This is a genomic window from Enterobacter sp. 241F3, assembly GCF_034106785.1.
GTDB lineage: Bacteria > Pseudomonadota > Gammaproteobacteria > Enterobacterales > Enterobacteriaceae > Enterobacter > Enterobacter vonholyi.
The window spans coordinates 336902-355759 of the sequence record NZ_JAWNDD010000001.1 but is presented as its reverse complement, the minus strand read 5'-3'; the positions used below and the strand labels follow the sequence as shown (position 1 = coordinate 355759).

Sequence of the window (18858 nt, the reverse complement as noted above, 5' to 3'; positions counted from 1 at the left end):
ATGCTGAACATACGTACGGTCGCCGTGATCGGCAGCGGCACGATGGGTGCCGGGATTGCCGAAGTGGCGTCCAGCCACGGGCATCAGGTGCTGCTCTATGACATTTCCAGCGATGCGATATCACGCGCCATCGACGGGATCCGCCAGCGTCTGGCCTCCCGTGTGACGCGCGGAAAACTCTCCGCCGATGCCGTGAGCCAGACCCTTGCCCGGCTTGTTCCCGTCACGGAGATCGACGCGCTCTCCGCGGCCGATCTGGTGATTGAAGCGGCCTCCGAGCGGCTGGAGGTGAAAAAGACGCTGTTTGCCCAGCTGGCTGAGATCTGCCCGCCGCAGACGGTGCTGACCAGCAATACCTCCTCCATCTCCGTCACGGCGATTGCGGCGGACGTCCACCACCCGGAGCGCGTCGCAGGGCTGCATTTCTTTAACCCGGCGCCGGTAATGAAGCTGGTGGAGGTGGTCAGCGGGCTGGCGACCTCCCCGGAAGTGGCCAACGCGCTGTGCGAGCTGGCGCTGAACTGGGGCAAACAGCCCGTTCGCTGCCAGTCAACGCCGGGGTTCATCGTCAACCGCGTCGCCCGTCCGTTTTATTCTGAAGCCTGGCGCGCGCTGGAAGAGCAGGTCGCGTCGCCGGAGGTGATTGATGCCGCCCTGCGCGAAGGCGGCGGCTTCCCGATGGGGCCGCTGGAACTGACCGACATGATTGGTCAGGACGTTAATTTTGCGGTGACCTGCTCGGTATTTAACGCCTTCTGGCAGGAGCGTCGTTTTCTGCCTTCGCTGGTTCAGCAGGAACTGGTGCTGGCTGGAAGGCTGGGCAAGAAAAGCGGGAAGGGCGTGTACGACTGGCAGGGCGACAAACCTGACGTGCAGTGGGTTGAGTCGGTGAACGACAGCTATAGCCCGATGCGCGTGGAAAAAAGACGTGACGGTGTCACAGAAATTGATGATGTGTACCTGATTGAAACGCAGGGAGAGACCGCGCAGGCGCTGGCGCTGCGGCTTAACGGCCCGGTAGTGGTGGTAGACCGCATCGAGCGTGACGTGGCGGTCATTGCCGCCGCGGTCAGCAACCCGCATACCGCAACGCAAAAAGCCATCCGCTACCTGCAACAGCAGGGACACCGGGTGGTGCGAATTGCCGATTATCCCGGCCTGCTGATCTGGCGAACGCTGGCGATGATTGCCAACGAAGCGCTGGATGCCCTGCAAAAAGGGGTCGCCAGCGAGAAGGATATCGACACGGCCATGCGCCTGGGCGTGAACTACCCGAGCGGGCCGATCGCCTGGGGCGAGCGCCTGGGCTGGCAGCGCCTGCTGACGCTGCTGGAGAACCTGCAGCGCCATTACGGCGAAGAGCGCTATCGCCCCTGTTCACTGCTGCGCCAGCGCGCGCTTCTGGAGAGTAGCTATGAGTCATAACGCCTGGCATAACGCCCGCACCATGTTCGAACGGGACGCCTGCGCTCAGGCGATGGGGATGGACATTGTCGAGATGGACGAGGGCTACGCGGTGGTCACCATGACCATCACCCCGCAGATGCTGAACGGCCACAAAACCTGCCACGGCGGCCAGCTGTTTTCGCTGGCTGACACCGCTTTTGCCTACGCCTGCAACAGCCAGGGGCTGGCGGCGGTGGCTTCCGGCTGCTCGATTGATTTTCTGCGTCCGGGCTTCGCCGGGGACACGCTCACCGCCACCGCGCGGGTGAAGCATCAGGGCAAGCTGACCGGCGTGTACGACATTGAAATCCAGAACCAACAACAGAAAACAGTCGCCCTTTTTCGCGGAAAATCTCACCGCATCGGCGGCAGCGTGACAGGAGAAGCCTGATGCGTGACGCATTTATTTGTGATGGCGTTCGAACCCCGGTGGGTCGCTACGGCGGCGCGCTTTCCGCAGTCCGAACCGACGATCTGGGTGCCGCTCCGCTGCGCGCGCTGCTGGCCCGCTACCCGCAGCTCGACCTGGAGCGGATCGACGACGTGATTTTCGGCTGCGCCAACCAGGCGGGGGAAGATAACCGCAACGTAGCGCGCATGTCGTCGCTGCTGGCCGGGCTGCCGGAGACGGTGTCCGGGACCACCATTAACCGCCTGTGCGGTTCCGGGCTGGACGCGATTGGTTTTGCCGCCCGCACCATTAAGGCGGGCGACGGCGACCTGCTGATCGCGGGCGGCGTGGAGTCGATGTCCCGCGCGCCGTTCGTGATGGGCAAAGCCACCGCCGCGTTTCAGCGTCAGGCGGAGATCTTTGATACCACCATCGGCTGGCGATTTGTGAATCCGCTCATGCATCAGCAATTCGGAACTGACAGTATGCCGGAAACGGCAGAGAATGTAGCTGAATTGTTAAATATCAGCCGTGCCGATCAGGACGCGTTCGCCCTGCGCAGCCAGCAGCGTACCGCGCTGGCACAGCAGAACGGCATTCTGGCGCAGGAGATCGTGCCGGTGCAGGTGCCGGGTAAAAAAGGGGCGGTCACAGCGTTCAGCGTGGATGAACATCCGCGGGCGGACACCACGCTTGAACAGCTTGCCGGGCTGAAAACGCCGTTCCGTAAGAACGGGGTGGTCACGGCGGGGAATGCCTCCGGGGTCAACGACGGCGCTGCGGCGCTGATCGTCGCCAGCGAGAAGATGGCGCTGGCGCAGGGGTTAGTTCCGCGCACGCGGATCGTGGCGATGGCGACGGCAGGCGTGGAGCCACGTCTGATGGGGCTCGGCCCGGTGCCGGCCACCCGCAGGGTGCTGGAGCGCGCCGGACTCAGCATTAACGATATGGACGTCATCGAGCTTAACGAAGCTTTCGCCGCGCAGGCGCTGGGCGTGCTGCGTCAGTTGGGCCTGCCGGATGATGCCGCGCACGTTAACCCGAACGGTGGCGCGATTGCGCTGGGCCACCCGCTGGGCATGAGCGGCGCCAGGCTGGTGCTGGCCGCGAGTAATGAACTGCACCGACGCGGCGGGCGCTACGCGCTGTGTACGATGTGCATCGGTGTGGGTCAGGGCATTGCCATGATCCTTGAGCGTGTTTGAGCATAAAAACAATGTGAGTACCCTACAATGACAAATACAACAAAGCTTGATCCGATTGAAACGGCCTCCCTTGACGAGTTACAGGCGCTGCAGACAGAGCGTCTGAAATGGACGCTGCATCACGCCTACAACAACGTGCCGATGTACAAACGCAAGTTTGACGCCGCGGGCGTTCACCCTGACGATTTCAAAGAGCTGGCGGATATCCGCAAATTCCCGTGCACCACCAAGCAGGACCTGCGGGATAACTATCCGTTCGATACCTTTGCCGTGCCGATGGAGCAGGTGGTGCGCATTCACGCGTCTTCCGGCACCACCGGCAAACCGACCGTTGTCGGCTATACGCAGGGCGACATCGATAACTGGGCCAATCTGGTGGCCCGCTCCCTGCGCGCGGCGGGCGGCAGCGCGAAGGACAAAATTCACGTGGCGTATGGCTACGGCCTGTTTACCGGCGGGCTGGGGGCGCACTACGGGGCCGAGCGTTTAGGCGCGACGGTGATCCCGATGTCCGGCGGCCAGACGGAGAAACAGGCGCAGCTGATCCGTGATTTCCAGCCGGACATGATCATGGTGACACCATCCTACTGCCTCAACCTGATTGAGGAGCTGGAGCGCCAGATGGGCGGCGATGCCAGCGGCTGTTCCCTGCGCGTGGGCGTCTTCGGCGCCGAGCCGTGGACGCAGGCCATGCGCCGCGAAATTGAAAAACGCTTGGGCATTACGGCGCTGGACATCTATGGCCTTTCCGAAGTGATGGGGCCGGGCGTGGCGATGGAGTGTATCGAAACCGTCGACGGCCCGACCATCTGGGAAGATCATTTCTACCCTGAGATCGTCAACCCGAACGACGGCACGCCGCTGGATGACGGCCAGCAGGGCGAGCTGCTGTTCACCACGCTGACCAAAGAGGCGCTGCCGGTGATCCGCTACCGCACCCGCGACCTGACGCGCCTGCTCCCGGCCACCGCGCGCAGCATGCGCCGTATGGACCGGATCAGCGGCCGCAGCGACGATATGCTGATCATCCGCGGCGTCAACGTCTTCCCGTCGCAGCTGGAAGAGGAGATCGTGAAGTTCGAACATCTTTCGCCGCACTACCAGCTGGAGGTGAACCGTCGCGGACATCTTGATTCACTTTCCGTGAAGGTGGAGCTAAAAGAGAGCAGCCTCACGCTGACCCACGAGCAGCGTTGTCAGGTGTGCCACCAGCTGCGCCACCGCATTAAGTCGATGGTGGGGATTTCCACCGACGTGACGATCGTGAACTGCGGCAGCATCCCGCGCTCGGAGGGAAAAGCCTGCCGGGTGTTTGATTTGCGTAAAGCGGCGGCCAACGGTTAAGTTTCCTCTCACCCCGGCCCTCTTCCAAAGGGAGGGGGTTAGGGTGAAGGGCTATCCCAGAATCCTATGCTATGATTCATCCAGGACAAAAATAACAACAGAATGAATCACATGAATAAACTCGACGCCTTTATCCAGCACGCGGTCAGCTCCGTTCCCGTCAGCGGGACCTCGCTTATCTCCTCGTTATACGGTGACGCGCTTTCCCATCGCGGCGGTGAGATTTGGCTCGGCAGCCTGGCTGCCTTACTGGAAGGCATGGGGTTTGGCGAACGGTTCGTGCGTACCGCGCTGTTTCGCCTCAACAAAGAGGGCTGGCTGGACGTCTCGCGCATCGGGCGTCGTAGCTTTTACCGCCTGAGCGATAAGGGGCTGCGCCTGACGCGTCGCGCGGAGAATAAGATCTACCGCGCGGAACTGCCCGCCTGGGACGGAAAATGGCTATTGCTGCTCTCAGAAGGGCTGGACAAAACCACCCTTGCCGACGTCAAAAAGCAGCTGATCTGGCAGGGGTTTGGCACGCTGGCGCCAAGCCTGATGGCCTCGCCGTCGCAGCATCTTGCGGACGTGCAGTCCCTGCTTCACGATGCTGGGGTGGCGGAAAACGTGATTTTCTTTGAAGCCCACTCGCCGCTGGCGCTCTCCCGCGCCGCGCTGCGTTCACGCGTGGAAGAGTGCTGGCAGTTAACCGAGCAAAACGCGATGTACGAGTCCTTTATCAATTCGTTCCGTCCGCTGCTGCCGCTGATGAAAGAGGCCGCGTCCGAGGAGCTGACGCCGGAACGCTGCTTCCAGATCCAGCTGCTGCTGATTCACTTTTATCGTCGCGTGGTGCTGAAGGATCCGCTGCTGCCGGAAGAGTTACTGCCCGCGCACTGGGCGGGGCAAAGCGCCCGACAGCTCTGCATAAATATCTATCAGCGTGTCGCGCCGGGAGCGCTGGAGTTTGTCAGCGAGAAGGGCGAAACCTCCGTCGGCGAACTGCCCGTGCCCGGCACGCTCTACTATCAGCGCTTTGGTGGTCTCACAAGCGCATAAGGAGGGAAGATGCCTGTTTATCAAATTGACGGCCTGACGCCGGTGGTACCTGACGAGAGCTACGTTCACCCAACGGCGGTGCTGATTGGCGACGTGATTCTGGGCAAAGGCGTTTATGTTGGTCCTAACGCCAGCCTGCGCGGTGATTTTGGCCGTATCGTGGTGAAAGACGGGGCGAACATTCAGGATAATTGCGTGATGCACGGCTTCCCGGAGCAGGACACGGTGGTGGAAGAGGACGGGCATATCGGCCACAGCGCCATTCTTCACGGCTGCGTGATCCGCCGCAATGCGCTGGTGGGCATGAACGCGGTGGTGATGGACGGGGCGGTCATTGGTGAAAACAGCATCGTCGGCGCGGCTGCGTTCGTGAAGGCGAAAGCGGAGATGCCCGCCAACCATTTGATTATCGGCAGCCCGGCCAAAGCGATTCGCGAGCTGAGCGAGCAGGAGCTCGCCTGGAAGCAGCAGGGCACGCGGGAATACCAGGTGCTGGTTGAGCGCTGCAAGCTGACGATGCATCAGGTTGAACCGCTGCGCGAAGTTGAGCCTGAACGGAAGCGGCTGACGTTTGATGAGAATTTAAGGCCGAAGTCGGCGGTGTAGGACGGGAAGTCTGCGCCAGGGCACTAACGGGAAGATGTGACCCCGCCTCATCATGCTATAAATCCTCCGACACAGACTCATCACGATAAAGGACGCAGAGTTATGCTGAGAGGAAAACGCGCTGTTATCACGGGCGGCGGCGGGGGATTTGGTCAGGCGCTTTGCGTCTGGCTGGCGCGAGAGGGCGTTGACGTTGATTTTAGCGCCCGTCGCGAGGAGGATATAGAAAAAACTTGCGCCCTCATCGCGGCTGAAGGGGGTATGGCAAGAGGGTATCTCTGTGATTTAGCCCAGCCGGAATCCGTTTCTCAGTTCTCTTCGCAAGTCTTACATTCAGACAGGCCAATCGATATTTTAATACTGAATGCTGCTCAGTGGCTGTCAGGAACAATAGACGAACAATCGAGCTCTGAAATCGTCAATACCGTCAGTTCAGGCCTGACAGGTTCAATCCTGCTCACCCAGGCTCTGCTTTCAGGATTGCGACGCTCAGACGGCGCAGACATCATTGCGATTATATCCGCATGCGGTATTCCGAACTTTACAGATTCCATTGCCCATCCCGCTTTTTTTGCCAGTAAACACGGGCTAAGCGGCTTTCTAACGAAACTGTCAGCACACTTATCCAAAGAAAATATTCGGGTAACCGGGTTATATCCGCCTGATTTTGAACTGACCGGTTTCGATGCACATGTCGATCGTCAAACAAGAATGGGGGAGCGTCTGGTGAATGGACGGTCCATCTGGGAAACGATGCGTTTTGTGCTGACTCAGCCTCGAAGTTGCCATATTAGTACCATCTACTTTCAGGGGCCGACTCGTGAAGATCTGGCGCATCAGGCCTTAATCTGACGGCGGGCACTCACCGTAATTGCTGATAAACGCGTTCAGGCATCCCATTATTTGCTAAACGGTTGCCAGAGATAATAAGGCTGTCTTTTTTCGCCATATCCATCAACAGCGCGATGCCAATGTAATTACTCCAGTTAAAGGTATTTTGCAGCACCACCACCGCATTGCCTTTTTCTTTGTCATAACCGATAAAGCTGGAGTAGCCGCCGATATAGCCGACCTGATAGGTGATTTTTTCCAGACCGATAAAGTCGGTGGTCCAGGCAATACCCTGTACCCCGTCGGGACGTTGAATATCGGTATTTCTGACTTCGGCAAAGACGCTGTCCAGCAAGGGATTGTGGGTCGTCGATACGTGATAGCGCGCATAGGCCGCCAGATCTTCGGCGTTGCTGTATAAGCTCGCTGCCGCCACCATGTTGTTGGAAAAATGCCAGTCCGGCGTGAGCTGTCCGCGCGGGATGAATTTCGGCTGATCGCCCGCGTGGCCGAGGGCGCGCTGCGGGTATCCTTTTAGCTGCTGTGGCGTAAAGCTGCTGTTAGCCATTTGCAGCGGATGGAAAATATAGCGCGAGGCTAAACTCTGGATATCTTCGCCTGTTTTGTGTTTCAGGATATAGCCGATCAGCGCGTAGCCGGTATTGGAGTATTGCGGCACTTTATTCTTTGGCGCTTGCCATTCGGCGAGGTAACGCAGCACGTTATCGCTATCCAACTCGCCGTAGAAATTATCGCCCGTGCTTAAATAGCTGATGAATTTTCCAAGCATCGGAACATCCATATTCTGACGCGGCAGGCCGGAGGTGTGGGTTACCAGTTCAAGCAGGGTGATTTTTTGTGCATCCGCGCTAAGCGGGGTACCTGGCGGTAATAATGTTGCCAGGCTATCGTTCCAGTTCAGTTGCCCTTCATTGACCAGACAAGCCACCACTTCCGCCGTGATCCCTTTGCTGAGCGAGCCGAGTGCAAACAGGGTGTCGGGCCTGACCGGATAACGATTGACCGCATCGGTTACGCCCCAGGTGTAAAACTGCGGTGAGCCGTGATTATGAATGACCGCGACCGTCATTCCCGGAACGGATTTTTGCGCCATGTAGTGACGCACCACGCTGTCAACGTCGCCATCCAGCGAATCATGGGTGAGAAGTTCCTGAGTACCTTCCGGGGAGGACATTTGTGAAAGCGTGCCACAACCGCTGAGGAGTGGGAGAGTAAGCAGAAGCCAGCGAAATTTTTTTGTTATGTTCTGCATACCTGATAGCGAGTGTGGTGGTCATTGGCGCGCCAGGAATGTATCACAAATAGCCTGCTTGAATGTAAACTTTCTACACGGTGACGGCCCTGTGGATGGTCACCGTGACTTTTCGGCCAGCTTTGAGGGATTTTTGTATGACTCGCTTTTATCAACTTACTGCCACCCGTCTGGATGGACAGCTTACCTCTATGGCCGACTATGCCGGAAAGGTGGTTTTGGTCGTGAATACCGCCAGCCAGTGTGGCTTCACGCCGCAATATGCTGGTCTTGAAGCGCTGTACAAGAAGTACGCCGATCGGGGGTTAGTGGTGCTGGGCTTCCCCTGCAACCAGTTCGGTAAACAGGAACCCGGCGGCGCCGACGAAATCTCGAAAACCTGTTACATCAACTACGGCGTGAGTTTCCCGATGTTCGAGAAGGTTGAGGTTAACGGTAGCGCAGCGCATCCGCTGTTTCGTTATCTGAAAAACGAATTACCCGGCGTGCTGGGTGAGCGAATTAAGTGGAACTTTACTAAGTTTCTTATCGGACGCGACGGTAAACCACTGAAGCGCTTTGCTCCGATGACTACCCCAGAGAAAATGGAGGGGGCGATTGTTGAGGCTTTGCGGAGTTAGGTGCTGTGGTGACTGGAGCATTCCACAAATCCAGTGCTAACGAAAATGAATTATATGGAAGCTGGCAACGGACGCCCCTCGATTGTGGAAGATCTTACTGCCTTTCCTTATGACTGCTTTGTGCCAGCAGCGGAAGTTGGAGTTCCAGAGACTCTCTAAAAGTTGATGGCTCTTTTTGCTGAGATACTTACACCTGCTCATAAAACTATCCATTCTCATCATGCTGCTTAAGTGCTCAGATAAAACAAACTTTCGAGTACTGAGAATATTGCTACAGTGCATGCCGGTAAAAATACCGGCATGCGATAACTGTATCGACCATTATTCGTAAATAAATTGAAGAACAGATCGTAGTTTACCCTCGCAGATTGGGTTTAAAGCAATAGAACCATCAATATAAGAGCGAACCCTTTTCCATGCATTGAAGGGTTTTCCACCTTCAGATGGAGCATTGCCATCAATCACAGGGTCCCATAGCAGATGTTCAAATGTGTCATTTACACGAAATACATTAGCATCACCAACGATATCTCTAATTTTGTCATTTGCTCGGAAAGCATTAATAGCAGAAATATTTGCAATTTGCTCTTCTGTCATTCCTTTGCGGTCGGTGTCATGGACAACTTTGAAAGGTATACTCAGTTTGGATAAAATTCTTGCTATAGCTAGTATCGTCCACTTTCCTCCTGCGGAGACTATGGTTGTATCTTTAATTAAATCCTTACTTATCCCTAATTTGTCGCATAACTCAGATGAAAATCTAAGTATGGCAACTTCGGTGTCACCTTCCACAACAACAACTCGCTTGGCAAAAAATGCTTCACATACAGTCGGGTGAAAATCTAATGCTGCTCTAAGCATTTCCCTTTCATCATATTCTTCACCTACATGAAAAATTGAATCATCAATTTCATGTACCGTCCTTTTTCCCTCATTATTATCTTTTATGAGTTTTAGGGAAGATGGATTTTCAGCGATATCAATTAAAAAAGGTGAATGAGTACTGACGATAACTTGATAAGAGGAATTTGAAGATTTATCTCTAAGTTTATCTCTTAATAATCTCATTAAATGCGGATGGATGTATAACTCTGGCTCTTCGTATAAAATTATAGTAGACCTTTGAGATTCAGTCACTTCGAACAATGCATTAGATTCTAAAAGTGCATATGCCAGAGCCCTTTGAACCCCACTTCCCTGATACTCAAGTTGAGTTTCTAATTTATCTTCAATAACTAACGTCGCTGCTTTCATCAATGCAGCATTAATATCTATATCAGTGAGGCTCAATTTTACTTTGGATTTCAGATCCATAACTTGGTTAAGAGAATCAGTAATTGATTCCATTAACTCCTGAAGTCCTTCGATAAGTTCGCCATCCAATTCACCTTTCATTTTTTTATGTAGCTGGTCAAGTGAGGATGTATATTGTTCGAATGATGAATCAGCCTGTAAAACAGGGTATACTCTATTTGAAAATAAAAACCCAAACGGAGTACCTTTTTGAGATTTAAGATCATCCTCAATTTTAAAGCATGCAGGGATGTATAGAACGTGTGGTAATGCTTGTTGTAAGCTATTTTTAAAATTAATACCATCTGACGTCCAACACAAATCAGATGTGACTTTTTCAGGGTATCGTTCTTTAATTATGCCAATAACATCATTTTGCATTTCTTTGTAGGCTTTGCTGTTATTGCAATTAAGTTCGCTAATAATATCAAAAAGCCATGGAATAGATCTTGCTGCAACGATTGATGTCGTGAAATCTTCTATGCTTTCTTTATTATAATAAGCTTCATAAGAAGGAACGCCCATACATTCATTATCATAATCCCATTTGGTCCTGACTCGAATTTTTAATTCACCATCATGAATTAAATTAGATATTGCGGGCTTCGATCTTTCAGAGTCTTGAATATCATAAAACGTACCGGTGATGATCATCTCATCATTACTTGCTGTACGGAATGGCCAATCTTCAGAGGTGGGGTTGGTCGTATCAACAAGAATTTTAATTGCTTTAAGTATTGTCGATTTTCCAATGTTATTTGAACCAATTAAAGTTGTAAAATTCTCAAGATTGATTGAAGCAGAAGATATGCCTCTAAAGTTTTGAATATCAATGCGAATTAGTTTCATATTTTAGCTGTGTTTAGATAAAAAGGGAGTTATCTCATTAACATATTCTTTGAATCGATGCTCGGGGAACGCTTAAAAATGTGATGTGTGTGCGATTTTATTAAATGCTGCAATTATTGTACAAGATGCTACGAATTCGATTTCTAGTGTCATGTAGAATAAGCTATACCCTTATAGGTACTCTCAGCCCAATACCTAGCTCGCGAGTTTTCGGCACCGAATGCTTTCAATCACATTCGACTTCATCACCGCAATAACAGAGTTTAGTTACTTCGTGATTAACTTTCATACATAGCCCATGCTTACGCATGTCCGCTCTTCGCTCAAAGCAGACATTATCCTCATCCAAGTCTGCATCGCGCCAGGATAAAACCCATTACCCCCGCAGCCACGGCGTAATCGTCAGCCCGGTAAGCAAACCTTCCGGGCTGAGCAGGCGAGTGACGGTTTGCCCCCACGGCTCTATACGGTTAGCCACCAGCAACCGATAGCCTTTTTCGCTCAGAACGCGGGTAGCCGAGTCCAGATCCTGTACTTCGTACTCAATCCATCCCTGCGGTATCGGGTGCTCCGTGGGCCACAGTTCTTCTCCAAAACAGGACGCAGCCGCCTGTGCGAGCGGCCAGACGGCAAAATGCTTCACGCCTTCCAGCTGGCCCTCTTCAGTGAGCAGATATTCGCTGTTCCCCTCCATCCGCCTCAGCGGAAGGCCGAGTGTCTGGACATAAAACGCGGCGCTGGACTCCGTATCCCGCGATATGGGCCCGAACCCGGCGACGAACAAGACATCAATACCCGGTAACGTCTGCAACATATCCACTCCTGAATGAGGTGAAATTCACCCTGAAATTATCTCACGATCGGCTGAAATACGACTCTCAATTTTGGTATCGCATTCACCGTGCCTGAACGTCCACGACGGGTTTAAAATTCAGCGCGATGACGATCAGCAGCACGACTCCCGCACTCATGATCAACCATGCGCTGGTCAGCGAGACCGAACTGTCGCGAACGATCCCCGCAATTAACGGCATAAGCGCGGCAATCATATATCCACCTCCCTGAACTTTAGACAGTAACTTCCCGGCCTGCGCGGGCGTTCGCGCATGATCGAACGTGACGATAAGCGACAGCGGGAAGAGGGCGCCGATCCCGGTGCCAAGCAGCAGCGTGGATAAGACGGGCGTTGTACCCGGCGAAAAGACCAGGCACAGGAGTCCCGCCAGCAGCAGCAACAATACGGCGATCAGCGGCACGCGGCGATCGGGGAATTTACCAATCAGCGCGGAGACGACAAACCCTGCAACAACCTCGGTTAACGTCAGCCAGGCCAGCATGTAGCCGCTGCTGCGTGCGGTCCATCCCGCCTGAATATAGAGCGGGGGCAGCCAGGCCAGTACCAGCGTATAGGCTCCCGTTCCCACGCCGAAAAAGAACAACAGTAGTGCCGTACGGGAGGACGAGAGCGTAACGGTTTCGCGTGCTGGTTTTTCCCCCTGAGGATGCTTAACCAGAGTTAACCACATTATCAACGCCAGCAGCGCTAACAGCCCTGCCATAGCCAGTGCGGGCTTGAGCGTGAGCCATGAAAACAGCGGCTCGGCGCTGGCGGCGGCGACTGCAGCTCCGGCCATAATGCCCGTGCTGAATAGCGACATAATCGTGCTGGCCGTTTGCGTATACTCCTTTTTTATCAGGGCGGGCATTAACGCCTGGATAGTGCCTATGCTGGCCCCGCCGAGTAACGCGGTGCCCATAAGACTCTCCTGTGAGGCGCTAAACCCGCGTAATAAACAGGCCGCAAGAAGGATGAACAGCCCGAACATAGTTCCCCGTACGGCGCCGACTGTGGCCAAAAGCCAGGGACCACACAGGGCGGCGAGTCCCATCATCGCCACCGGCAGGGTGGTCAGCAGGCTAAATTGCGTAGCGGTCAGTCCCGCTTCGCGCTGCAGCACGGAGAAAAGTGGTCCGACCGAGGCCAGAATGGGGCGCAGGTTCAGCCCGACGATAAAAGCGATAACGGCGAAGAGTAATGGCGATGTGCGTTTCAACAGGAGATCCTTTTCGGTTGTGAATGGCCCGGGCAAATCGCCGCGAGCATTTATCTTAACGTTAAGATAAAATGTGTTTTTGCGTAAGATGTACCGCACAACAGGATAAATACCCACCCCATTAGAGGTGAAAATGAAAGACCATGTAGATTTCGTCGTCGGCCAGTGGGGCCGCGCCATGCCGGAGCTGGACGCCTCGTCGATGAAAATTTTTGGCCGAATGCTCCGGCTGATGAAGCATCTTGGAAAAGAATGGGCGGAGGCGATGGCGCAGTTTGGCTTTCGCGAGGGCGAGTTTGACGTCCTCGCCACGCTGCGTCGCGCCGGGGAGCCGTACTGCCTTTCGCCCACGCAGCTGTATACATCGCTGTTGATCACCTCAGGGGCGATAACGAACCGGCTCAACCGTCTTGAACAACAAGGGCTTATCAGGCGGATTGCCGATCCCGATGACAAGCGCCGCTCGCTCGTCAGCCTGACGCCGCACGGGCAGGCTCTTATCGAACAGGCGCTGGTCGTGCACACGGAAACGCAGAATGCGCTACTGAGCAACTTGTCGGACGCGCAGCGCGCGCAGCTAGAGTCCCTGCTGAGGGAATTGCTGCTGACGTTCCCATCTGAGGAATTGGGCGACAAGTCACTGAGTGCCGATAATACAAAAACTGCATGATTACACCTTACAGAAAGGGAACGTATGTCTTTACCGCCACTGTATGCGCTGCGCGCGTTTGAAGTTGCCGCACGGCTGAACTCCTTCAGCAAAGCGGCTGAAGTCCTGAATATCACGCCGGGTGCGGTCAGCAGGCATGTCCAGACGCTAGAAATGTGGTTCGACTGCGAGCTGTTTAAACGACAGGGGCCGAGAGTGGAGGTCAGCGACGCCGGGCGTATTCTGGCCGGTCAGCTTAGCGAAAGTTTCTCGAATATTGAGTGGGCCTGTCGCGCATTTAAAAGTGAAAACCACCTTCTGCGACTCAAAGCACCAAGCTCCCTGACGATGCGATGGCTTCTGAATGTGCTTAAATCCTTTCGCGAGAACCATGCGAAGCCGAAAATCGAAATTGCCAGCGTCTGGATGGACTTCGACACGGTTGACTTCAGCCGGGAACCTTACGATTGCGCGATCCTCCTCGGTAATGGCTATTTCGGCGAGTCGACAGAAAGCAGGCTGCTCTTCAGTGAATGGCTTATTCCGGTTTGTACCCCGTCTTTGCTGGAGTCTGCGCGGCATCAGCTTGCCCAGTGCGAGCTTATCCACCCCTCACCGGACCGACGAGACTGGCGACGCTGGCTTAAAAGGACGGGCTTATTCCCCGGACTCGACATGAGCGGCGGGATCGTGTTCGACACCCTGGAGCAGGGAAGCCTTGCGGCCATGCACGGACATGGTGTTGCTATAGCCGATCTTCGACTCACGCTGGAAGCCCTGAAAAGCGGGCTGCTTGCATTGCCCTTCAGGGAAGCCATCGCAACCGGTGACGGCTACTATCTTGTCTGGCCCAAAAGTTCGCTCAGAGGAGAGAGCATTGAACGGTTGCTGGCCTGGCTTAACCTTAATGCGCCAGTGGTGCCTTCTTTGGATATCGTCTGTATTGATTTCAATGAAAAGCGGGTTTAATAAATAGCGGAATATGAATTGCGAGATATTCCGCATATTGAACGTATTTATGCGTAGGGGATATTTGCCATCTTTTTATATCTATCCGGCAGGGCGCTGTTCAGGTTGAGTAATTTATCCAGTATATAAAGCGCAGGCGTTCCCTTTGCGCGTTCAGCTTCGATCAGCGCAGAGCGTAACAGATTGGCAGCCGATGTCATTTCACGGAAGTACTCCTCAGATTCAGCCGTCTGAACTTCGCCTGACGCGGCGTAATGCACCCTTGGCCAGTCCGCAAAGTCAAGCAGCGGAAGGAGACCATCTTCTTTGGGCAAATGCGCTGAGAGCAACTCTTCAGCGTTACCCGGATTGCTTTGGGCGAAAGACAGAAGATGCAGTCGATGCAAGAAAGGCGAAAGCGCTTCTGAACTTTCTTTTTCTGCTGAAAGTAATGTTATTAACTCATGCATATTTGCATCGCCGCTAAATTTACGCGGCGAGATAATATTTATTACAGGGAATAAAACATCGAGAGTCATAGGTGCTCCATACAAGCTTAGTAATATTTTTTTTCTATCCCAGGGATGAGGGGATGGTATTCAGGGCAATCACTTTTTAAAAACGATAAATAGTGGGAATCAATGTGAGTTTTACTCAACCTCGAATGTTGACACATCACGCTATACTTACGTTCTGTAACCAAACGAGTGGCTGAGGATGGTATGGCTGGCGAAAACCTGTCCAGAATGGGGGCAGCAAAAGTCCAATTGATTGCAGATCAACATGGCAACCAGGTAATAGAGAAATGCCCTGTTAGTGATGTTGAATACAGCTTTTATGAACATGCAGCAGATCCACTCTGTGGCGTTATTGAATCCCCTCGACTGTTGCACGCAGATACCCATCGACGCAGCCTGACGCTCGAATACGTTCCTCATAAGATCTCCCAGGAAGAGGTTACAGGGGACGACATACTGAAACGACTTTCCCGCCTTCACGATTATCCTGCCGAACCGGGATGGATTTATCAAAGCCATACCTGGTCTGAGTCAGCGCTTGAAAAATCCTTATCTCTTTTGGAATTACCCGTCCGCGCCGAGCAGCAGATGCGATGTTTTCAGCAGGCGGGCAGCGTTTTGTTTAGTCAGGAAGGTTTAATTTCTGGTGATACCAATGCGGGCAACTGGGGCAGAAGAGAAAACGGCGATGCGGTGCTCTTCGACTGGGAAAGGTTCGGCACAGGCAGCCCGGCCATTGACCTTGCTCCGCTGGTGAAGGGGATGGGCTCAAAACAAAGCATTTCAGAGCTTGCCGAGCGCTACTGTGTTTTTGCCACGCATTTGGCCACAGGCAGGTTAGCCAGAGAGATTGCTCTCGCTAAGGCATGGATAGTGACTGAAGTCGTATTACTTCTGCACGAAAGGAAAAAGAGTGATTTTCATCGCTACCTGAGCTGGTACAGAGAACATCTCCCCGGCTGGCTGGATGAGTCCATCACACTGCTTTGAGCACGCTGTAACAGAGCATGCCAAAACGTTGCAGCGTTTTGTTTCACAAACGCCATAGCTCATCGGCTTTTCAGGATGGTATAACGTCCTGCGGCAATCGGGTTGCCGTCCGCTGATCCCATCCACAAAGGTGTATATGAAACAAATTACTTTCAGTGACCTGCAGCAGCAAAGCGAGCAGGCGGCTAATTCCCCTCGCTTACGCGCGCATCGCAATTTACATCCTGAGCTTAGCGACCCGGTGCAGCGCCTGGCCATTGCAATGGAGCCCGGCACCTATGTTCGTCCCCATCGCCATCCGCACACCTTTGAACTGCTGACGGCGCTGAGCGGTCGCTTTCTGGTGTTGAACTTTGATGACAGCGGTAGCGTGACCCGGCGCGTCGTATTAGGCGAAGAGTGCAAGGTGCTGGAGATGGATGCCGGTACCTGGCATGCCGTGCTGTCGCTGGATAAAGGCGGCGTCATTTTTGAGGTTAAGCACGGGGGGTATCAGCCCGTGCCCGAGCACGATACCGCCCCATGGTCACCTGCAGAAAACGAGCTCGGCACCGGGAAACTGATGAAATGGTACGCGCAGGCACAGGTGGGTGACGGTGGGTTTACCCTGTAATTATTCTCTTATGTGCCCGGCGCGCGGAAAGGCGAGCCGGGCAAAGAGATAAGCGCTCACCTGAGTCAACTCACCTTACTAAAAAGCCAGTCACGAGCAGTCGACAGCGTCACAAACGGGCCTGCCAGAGTGCTGTTGTGATGGGCGATAATATCGCTGGCGGATAAATAGTCATTATCCACTGTGGTATGCGCATCTGAAATCAATACCGTCCTGAAACCCAGCTCCGGTGCGGCCCGGCAGGTCGTATCGACACAAAACTCTGTTTTCATCCCGGCAATGACCAGCTGTTTGATGCCTCTCTGAATAAGTTCTCGCAGCAATTCGGTATCCCGAAAACAGCTGGGATAGCGCTTGGTGAAAACCACATCCTGCTCCTGGACGTCCAGCTCGGGTATGAGCTGTGTTAACGGCCCCTTCTCTGAGAGCGGTGAATCATCTGGTCCAATATGGCGGGCAAAAAAGACGGGCGCCTGAGCGTGTCGCGCGTTGTTGATTAACAGACGGATATTGGCCAGAACGGCATCGGCGGAACTGGGGGAAACCGGGCCCCGAAAGAGGCCCTGCTGCATGTCGATAATCAAGAGAGCATTGTCCGATGAAACCATTTTCTTTCTCCATTCAGAGGGTGGTGAACGGAGAGAGATTTCCCCGTCCATGTCGGCGGGGAGTGAGGTTCTGTTTGTCAGTCGTTTGCTACAGATACGCTCGCACCGCCGAAGGTTCCGGTGGTGGTGAGGGTGGTTGTTGGCTGAACTGACTTAACCATGTAGTGACCTTTGTTTTTATTTCGCGATTGGCGAAAAAGTACGTTCAGTTATAGCGCAGGTGAAATATGCGCTTCAACACACCAACTTAAGTAGGTGTGCCGTAAGCGTTGCACATTTTTTAGGATAGAAGACTTTGATTATGCAAGGTTATCGAGCCCCTGCAGAAAATCCTCAACCTGGGCAGGCGTCGCCGTGTCTGCCTGGTAAAGGATATCGAGCTTGACGTTCTTCAACCCGCAGAAGCCAAATACGCCTTCGATAATCTGCGTCTGAATCGCCGTCGAATAGCCGTGTTTATCAAATCCGGTCCGATCGCTACCGCCAGTGGCAATCAGGCGGACGGGAACATCCCGTAAGTTGCCCACAATCCGGCCGTCGTCGGCCACCTTATACGCCCAGTTCAGGGTTAACACGCGATCGAACCAGCCTTTCAACAGCGCGGGAACCGACCACCAGTACACCGGGAAGACGAATACCAGCATATCCGCGCGCTCGACGCGCTGCTGCTCGCGCAGAATATCGTCGGGAAGGGCGCTCGGATTGCCGTGATACAAATCAAGATCGGCGCGGGTCATCGACGGATTAAACCCTTCAGCATGCAGATCGGCGAACTCAACCTGCGTACCTTCCTCGCGTAATTTCCCGGCAATACGGGCTGCCAGCGTATGGGATAACGAATTGTCGATCGGGTGTGCCGTCACGATCAGCGCGTTTTTAATGGAATGTGTTGCAGACATAGCGACCTCCAGATGGGGGAGAAGTGACGCCTATATTACTATTGGTAACTTAGGTGTCAATCCGCCCCCGGCGATCATTTTGTGCTATTCGCGTAAGTCTCCAGCACCCCGGTCATGGCGCCGCTGAGCGTATCTTCCGCCACGTTCCGGGCGAGCACGCCGTTGCCCGCCGCGGTGCTGAGCGCCTCCGCCGCGCCAATAATAGCCGTCAGTACCGCTTCCCCCTGAACGCCTTTTAAGACGATAAAAGGGGAAAGCGCGGTGCGCAGGCAGTCGGCACATTCGGCCACGCATGCTTCCCGAAACGTCTGCAGCGCGCGAGAACCGGACAGCGCCGCGGCGATTGGCCCGGTTTCAGGCCCGGCGGCAATCGCACAGTCGATATAGGCCGCGCTGAAAAAGCGGATCGTCTTCTCCAGCGTTTTGCTGTCGACCGCCAGCGTCTCGCGGAATTTCGCCAGCTGCCGATCGCTATAATCCTTGTACAGCGCCATCAGCAACCCTTCACGATCGCCAAAGTGGTCGTAGGGGATAGGTTTGGTCACGTTGGCCCGCTCGGCCAGGTAGCCAAGCGTCAGCGCCTCCGTGCCTTGCTGACGCACGATCCCTCGCGCAACCTCCAGCAGCTGCACGCGGCGATCCTCTTTTCTTAAGCGCTTAACAACCATACTTTCCTCAGAAGT

Annotated in this window: 20 protein-coding genes; 12 read left to right on the top strand and 8 right to left on the bottom strand. The window is 54.3% G+C overall.

Going from position 1 to position 18858, the window contains the following annotated elements; translation table 11 throughout:
• The 7 genes from paaH to UR504_RS01570 all read left to right on the top strand — a co-directional run bounded on the left by paaH (nt 1) and on the right by UR504_RS01570 (nt 6882).
• Nucleotides 1–1425, top strand: a complete 1425-nt coding sequence (paaH, locus tag UR504_RS01600) for a 3-hydroxyacyl-CoA dehydrogenase PaaH (RefSeq protein WP_320739230.1) — start codon at nt 1–3, stop codon at nt 1423–1425.
• A complete protein-coding gene (gene paaI / locus UR504_RS01595; protein WP_115874962.1) occupies nt 1415–1837 on the top strand; it encodes a hydroxyphenylacetyl-CoA thioesterase PaaI in 423 nt (140 codons plus the stop codon). Before paaH ends, paaI begins: the two co-directional genes overlap by 11 nt.
• A complete protein-coding gene (pcaF, locus tag UR504_RS01590; RefSeq protein WP_320739228.1) occupies nt 1837–3042 on the top strand; it encodes a 3-oxoadipyl-CoA thiolase in 1206 nt (401 codons plus the stop codon). Before paaI ends, pcaF begins: the two co-directional genes overlap by 1 nt.
• Nucleotides 3043–3069: 27 nt before the next feature.
• Nucleotides 3070–4386: a phenylacetate--CoA ligase PaaK gene (paaK, locus tag UR504_RS01585; RefSeq protein ID WP_136194799.1), complete on the top strand. Its 1317-nt coding sequence runs from the start codon at nt 3070–3072 to the stop codon at nt 4384–4386.
• A 102-nt stretch (nt 4387–4488) separates the two neighbouring features.
• Nucleotides 4489–5424, top strand: coding sequence for a phenylacetic acid degradation operon negative regulatory protein PaaX (gene paaX / locus UR504_RS01580; protein WP_320739226.1), 936 nt, complete (start codon nt 4489–4491; stop codon nt 5422–5424).
• Nucleotides 5425–5433: 9 nt separating this feature from the next.
• Nucleotides 5434–6030, top strand: coding sequence for a phenylacetic acid degradation protein PaaY (gene paaY / locus UR504_RS01575; RefSeq protein WP_025757959.1), 597 nt, complete (start codon nt 5434–5436; stop codon nt 6028–6030).
• Between the two features lie 102 nt (nt 6031–6132).
• The gene (locus tag UR504_RS01570; protein ID WP_302234888.1) at nt 6133–6882 is read left to right on the top strand and encodes an SDR family oxidoreductase; all 750 of its coding nucleotides are present in this window, start codon (nt 6133–6135) and stop codon (nt 6880–6882) included.
• Between the two features lie 10 nt (nt 6883–6892).
• On the opposite strand, the gene UR504_RS01565 is transcribed toward UR504_RS01570, so the two are convergent.
• Nucleotides 6893–8134: a serine hydrolase domain-containing protein gene (locus UR504_RS01565; protein ID WP_302234889.1), complete on the bottom strand. Its 1242-nt coding sequence runs from the start codon at nt 8132–8134 to the stop codon at nt 6893–6895.
• Between the two features lie 137 nt (nt 8135–8271).
• Here UR504_RS01565 and UR504_RS01560 point away from each other — a divergent pair, with 137 nt between their 5' ends.
• Nucleotides 8272–8754, top strand: a complete 483-nt coding sequence (locus UR504_RS01560) for a glutathione peroxidase (RefSeq protein ID WP_274243058.1) — start codon at nt 8272–8274, stop codon at nt 8752–8754.
• A gap of 321 nt (nt 8755–9075) precedes the next feature.
• Here UR504_RS01560 and UR504_RS01555 read toward each other — a convergent pair whose 3' ends face one another.
• From UR504_RS01555 to UR504_RS01545, 3 genes are all read right to left on the bottom strand, one after another.
• Nucleotides 9076–10896, bottom strand: a complete 1821-nt coding sequence (locus UR504_RS01555) for an ATP-dependent nuclease (protein ID WP_302234891.1) — start codon at nt 10894–10896, stop codon at nt 9076–9078.
• Between the two features lie 376 nt (nt 10897–11272).
• Nucleotides 11273–11710: a VOC family protein gene (locus UR504_RS01550; protein WP_271367812.1), complete on the bottom strand. Its 438-nt coding sequence runs from the start codon at nt 11708–11710 to the stop codon at nt 11273–11275.
• Nucleotides 11711–11792: 82 nt separating this feature from the next.
• Nucleotides 11793–12950, bottom strand: coding sequence for an MFS transporter (locus UR504_RS01545; RefSeq protein ID WP_302234892.1), 1158 nt, complete (start codon nt 12948–12950; stop codon nt 11793–11795).
• 133 nt (nt 12951–13083) lie between these two features.
• Here UR504_RS01545 and UR504_RS01540 point away from each other — a divergent pair, with 133 nt between their 5' ends.
• Together UR504_RS01540 and UR504_RS01535 are read left to right on the top strand one after the other, a co-directional pair.
• Nucleotides 13084–13620 carry a MarR family transcriptional regulator gene (locus UR504_RS01540; RefSeq protein ID WP_320739223.1) on the top strand — a complete coding sequence of 179 codons (537 nt, stop codon included), beginning with the start codon at nt 13084–13086 and terminating at the stop codon, nt 13618–13620.
• 24 nt (nt 13621–13644) lie between these two features.
• A complete protein-coding gene (locus UR504_RS01535) occupies nt 13645–14568 on the top strand; it encodes a LysR substrate-binding domain-containing protein (RefSeq protein ID WP_111964705.1) in 924 nt (307 codons plus the stop codon).
• 47 nt (nt 14569–14615) lie between these two features.
• Here the strand turns inward: UR504_RS01535 and UR504_RS01530 are convergent, their stop codons facing one another.
• The gene (locus UR504_RS01530) at nt 14616–15086 is read right to left on the bottom strand and encodes a hypothetical protein (protein ID WP_136194807.1); all 471 of its coding nucleotides are present in this window, start codon (nt 15084–15086) and stop codon (nt 14616–14618) included.
• Nucleotides 15087–15269: 183 nt separating this feature from the next.
• Here UR504_RS01530 and UR504_RS01525 point away from each other — a divergent pair, with 183 nt between their 5' ends.
• Complete coding sequence (locus tag UR504_RS01525) at nt 15270–16055, top strand: phosphotransferase family protein (protein WP_320717839.1); 786 nt, start codon at nt 15270–15272, stop codon at nt 16053–16055.
• Between the two features lie 136 nt (nt 16056–16191).
• Nucleotides 16192–16668, top strand: coding sequence for a WbuC family cupin fold metalloprotein (locus UR504_RS01520; RefSeq protein WP_274243063.1), 477 nt, complete (start codon nt 16192–16194; stop codon nt 16666–16668).
• A 65-nt stretch (nt 16669–16733) separates the two neighbouring features.
• Here UR504_RS01520 and UR504_RS01515 read toward each other — a convergent pair whose 3' ends face one another.
• The 3 genes from UR504_RS01515 to UR504_RS01505 form a co-directional block, all read right to left on the bottom strand.
• Entirely contained in the window at nt 16734–17276 is a 543-nt protein-coding gene (locus UR504_RS01515) for a cysteine hydrolase family protein (RefSeq protein WP_274243064.1), read from the bottom strand.
• Nucleotides 17277–17575: 299 nt separating this feature from the next.
• Nucleotides 17576–18175: an NAD(P)H-dependent oxidoreductase gene (locus tag UR504_RS01510; RefSeq protein WP_320739221.1), complete on the bottom strand. Its 600-nt coding sequence runs from the start codon at nt 18173–18175 to the stop codon at nt 17576–17578.
• A gap of 74 nt (nt 18176–18249) precedes the next feature.
• The gene (locus tag UR504_RS01505; protein WP_111964699.1) at nt 18250–18843 is read right to left on the bottom strand and encodes a TetR/AcrR family transcriptional regulator; all 594 of its coding nucleotides are present in this window, start codon (nt 18841–18843) and stop codon (nt 18250–18252) included.
• Nucleotides 18844–18858: the final 15 nt, after the last annotated feature.

Bases quoted from the DNA above. Each gene is read 5' to 3' on its own strand.
- pcaF (WP_320739228.1), top strand. From the start codon at position 1,837: ATGCGTGACGCATTTATTTGTGATGGCGTTCGAACCCCGGTGGGTCGC.
- UR504_RS01560 (WP_274243058.1), top strand. From the start codon at position 8,272: ATGACTCGCTTTTATCAACTTACTGCCACCCGTCTGGATGGACAGCTT.
- paaK (WP_136194799.1), top strand. From the start codon at position 3,070: ATGACAAATACAACAAAGCTTGATCCGATTGAAACGGCCTCCCTTGAC.
- paaY (WP_025757959.1), top strand. From the start codon at position 5,434: ATGCCTGTTTATCAAATTGACGGCCTGACGCCGGTGGTACCTGACGAG.
- paaX (WP_320739226.1), top strand. From the start codon at position 4,489: ATGAATCACATGAATAAACTCGACGCCTTTATCCAGCACGCGGTCAGC.
- UR504_RS01510 (WP_320739221.1), bottom strand. From the start codon at position 18,175: ATGTCTGCAACACATTCCATTAAAAACGCGCTGATCGTGACGGCACAC.
- UR504_RS01515 (WP_274243064.1), bottom strand. From the start codon at position 17,276: ATGGTTTCATCGGACAATGCTCTCTTGATTATCGACATGCAGCAGGGC.
- paaI (WP_115874962.1), top strand. From the start codon at position 1,415: ATGAGTCATAACGCCTGGCATAACGCCCGCACCATGTTCGAACGGGAC.
- UR504_RS01565 (WP_302234889.1), bottom strand. From the start codon at position 8,134: ATGCAGAACATAACAAAAAAATTTCGCTGGCTTCTGCTTACTCTCCCA.
- UR504_RS01555 (WP_302234891.1), bottom strand. From the start codon at position 10,896: ATGAAACTAATTCGCATTGATATTCAAAACTTTAGAGGCATATCTTCT.
- UR504_RS01540 (WP_320739223.1), top strand. From the start codon at position 13,084: ATGAAAGACCATGTAGATTTCGTCGTCGGCCAGTGGGGCCGCGCCATG.
- UR504_RS01535 (WP_111964705.1), top strand. From the start codon at position 13,645: ATGTCTTTACCGCCACTGTATGCGCTGCGCGCGTTTGAAGTTGCCGCA.
- paaH (WP_320739230.1), top strand. From the start codon at position 1: ATGCTGAACATACGTACGGTCGCCGTGATCGGCAGCGGCACGATGGGT.
- UR504_RS01530 (WP_136194807.1), bottom strand. From the start codon at position 15,086: ATGACTCTCGATGTTTTATTCCCTGTAATAAATATTATCTCGCCGCGT.
- UR504_RS01505 (WP_111964699.1), bottom strand. From the start codon at position 18,843: ATGGTTGTTAAGCGCTTAAGAAAAGAGGATCGCCGCGTGCAGCTGCTG.
- UR504_RS01520 (WP_274243063.1), top strand. From the start codon at position 16,192: ATGAAACAAATTACTTTCAGTGACCTGCAGCAGCAAAGCGAGCAGGCG.
- UR504_RS01570 (WP_302234888.1), top strand. From the start codon at position 6,133: ATGCTGAGAGGAAAACGCGCTGTTATCACGGGCGGCGGCGGGGGATTT.
- UR504_RS01525 (WP_320717839.1), top strand. From the start codon at position 15,270: ATGGCTGGCGAAAACCTGTCCAGAATGGGGGCAGCAAAAGTCCAATTG.
- UR504_RS01550 (WP_271367812.1), bottom strand. From the start codon at position 11,710: ATGTTGCAGACGTTACCGGGTATTGATGTCTTGTTCGTCGCCGGGTTC.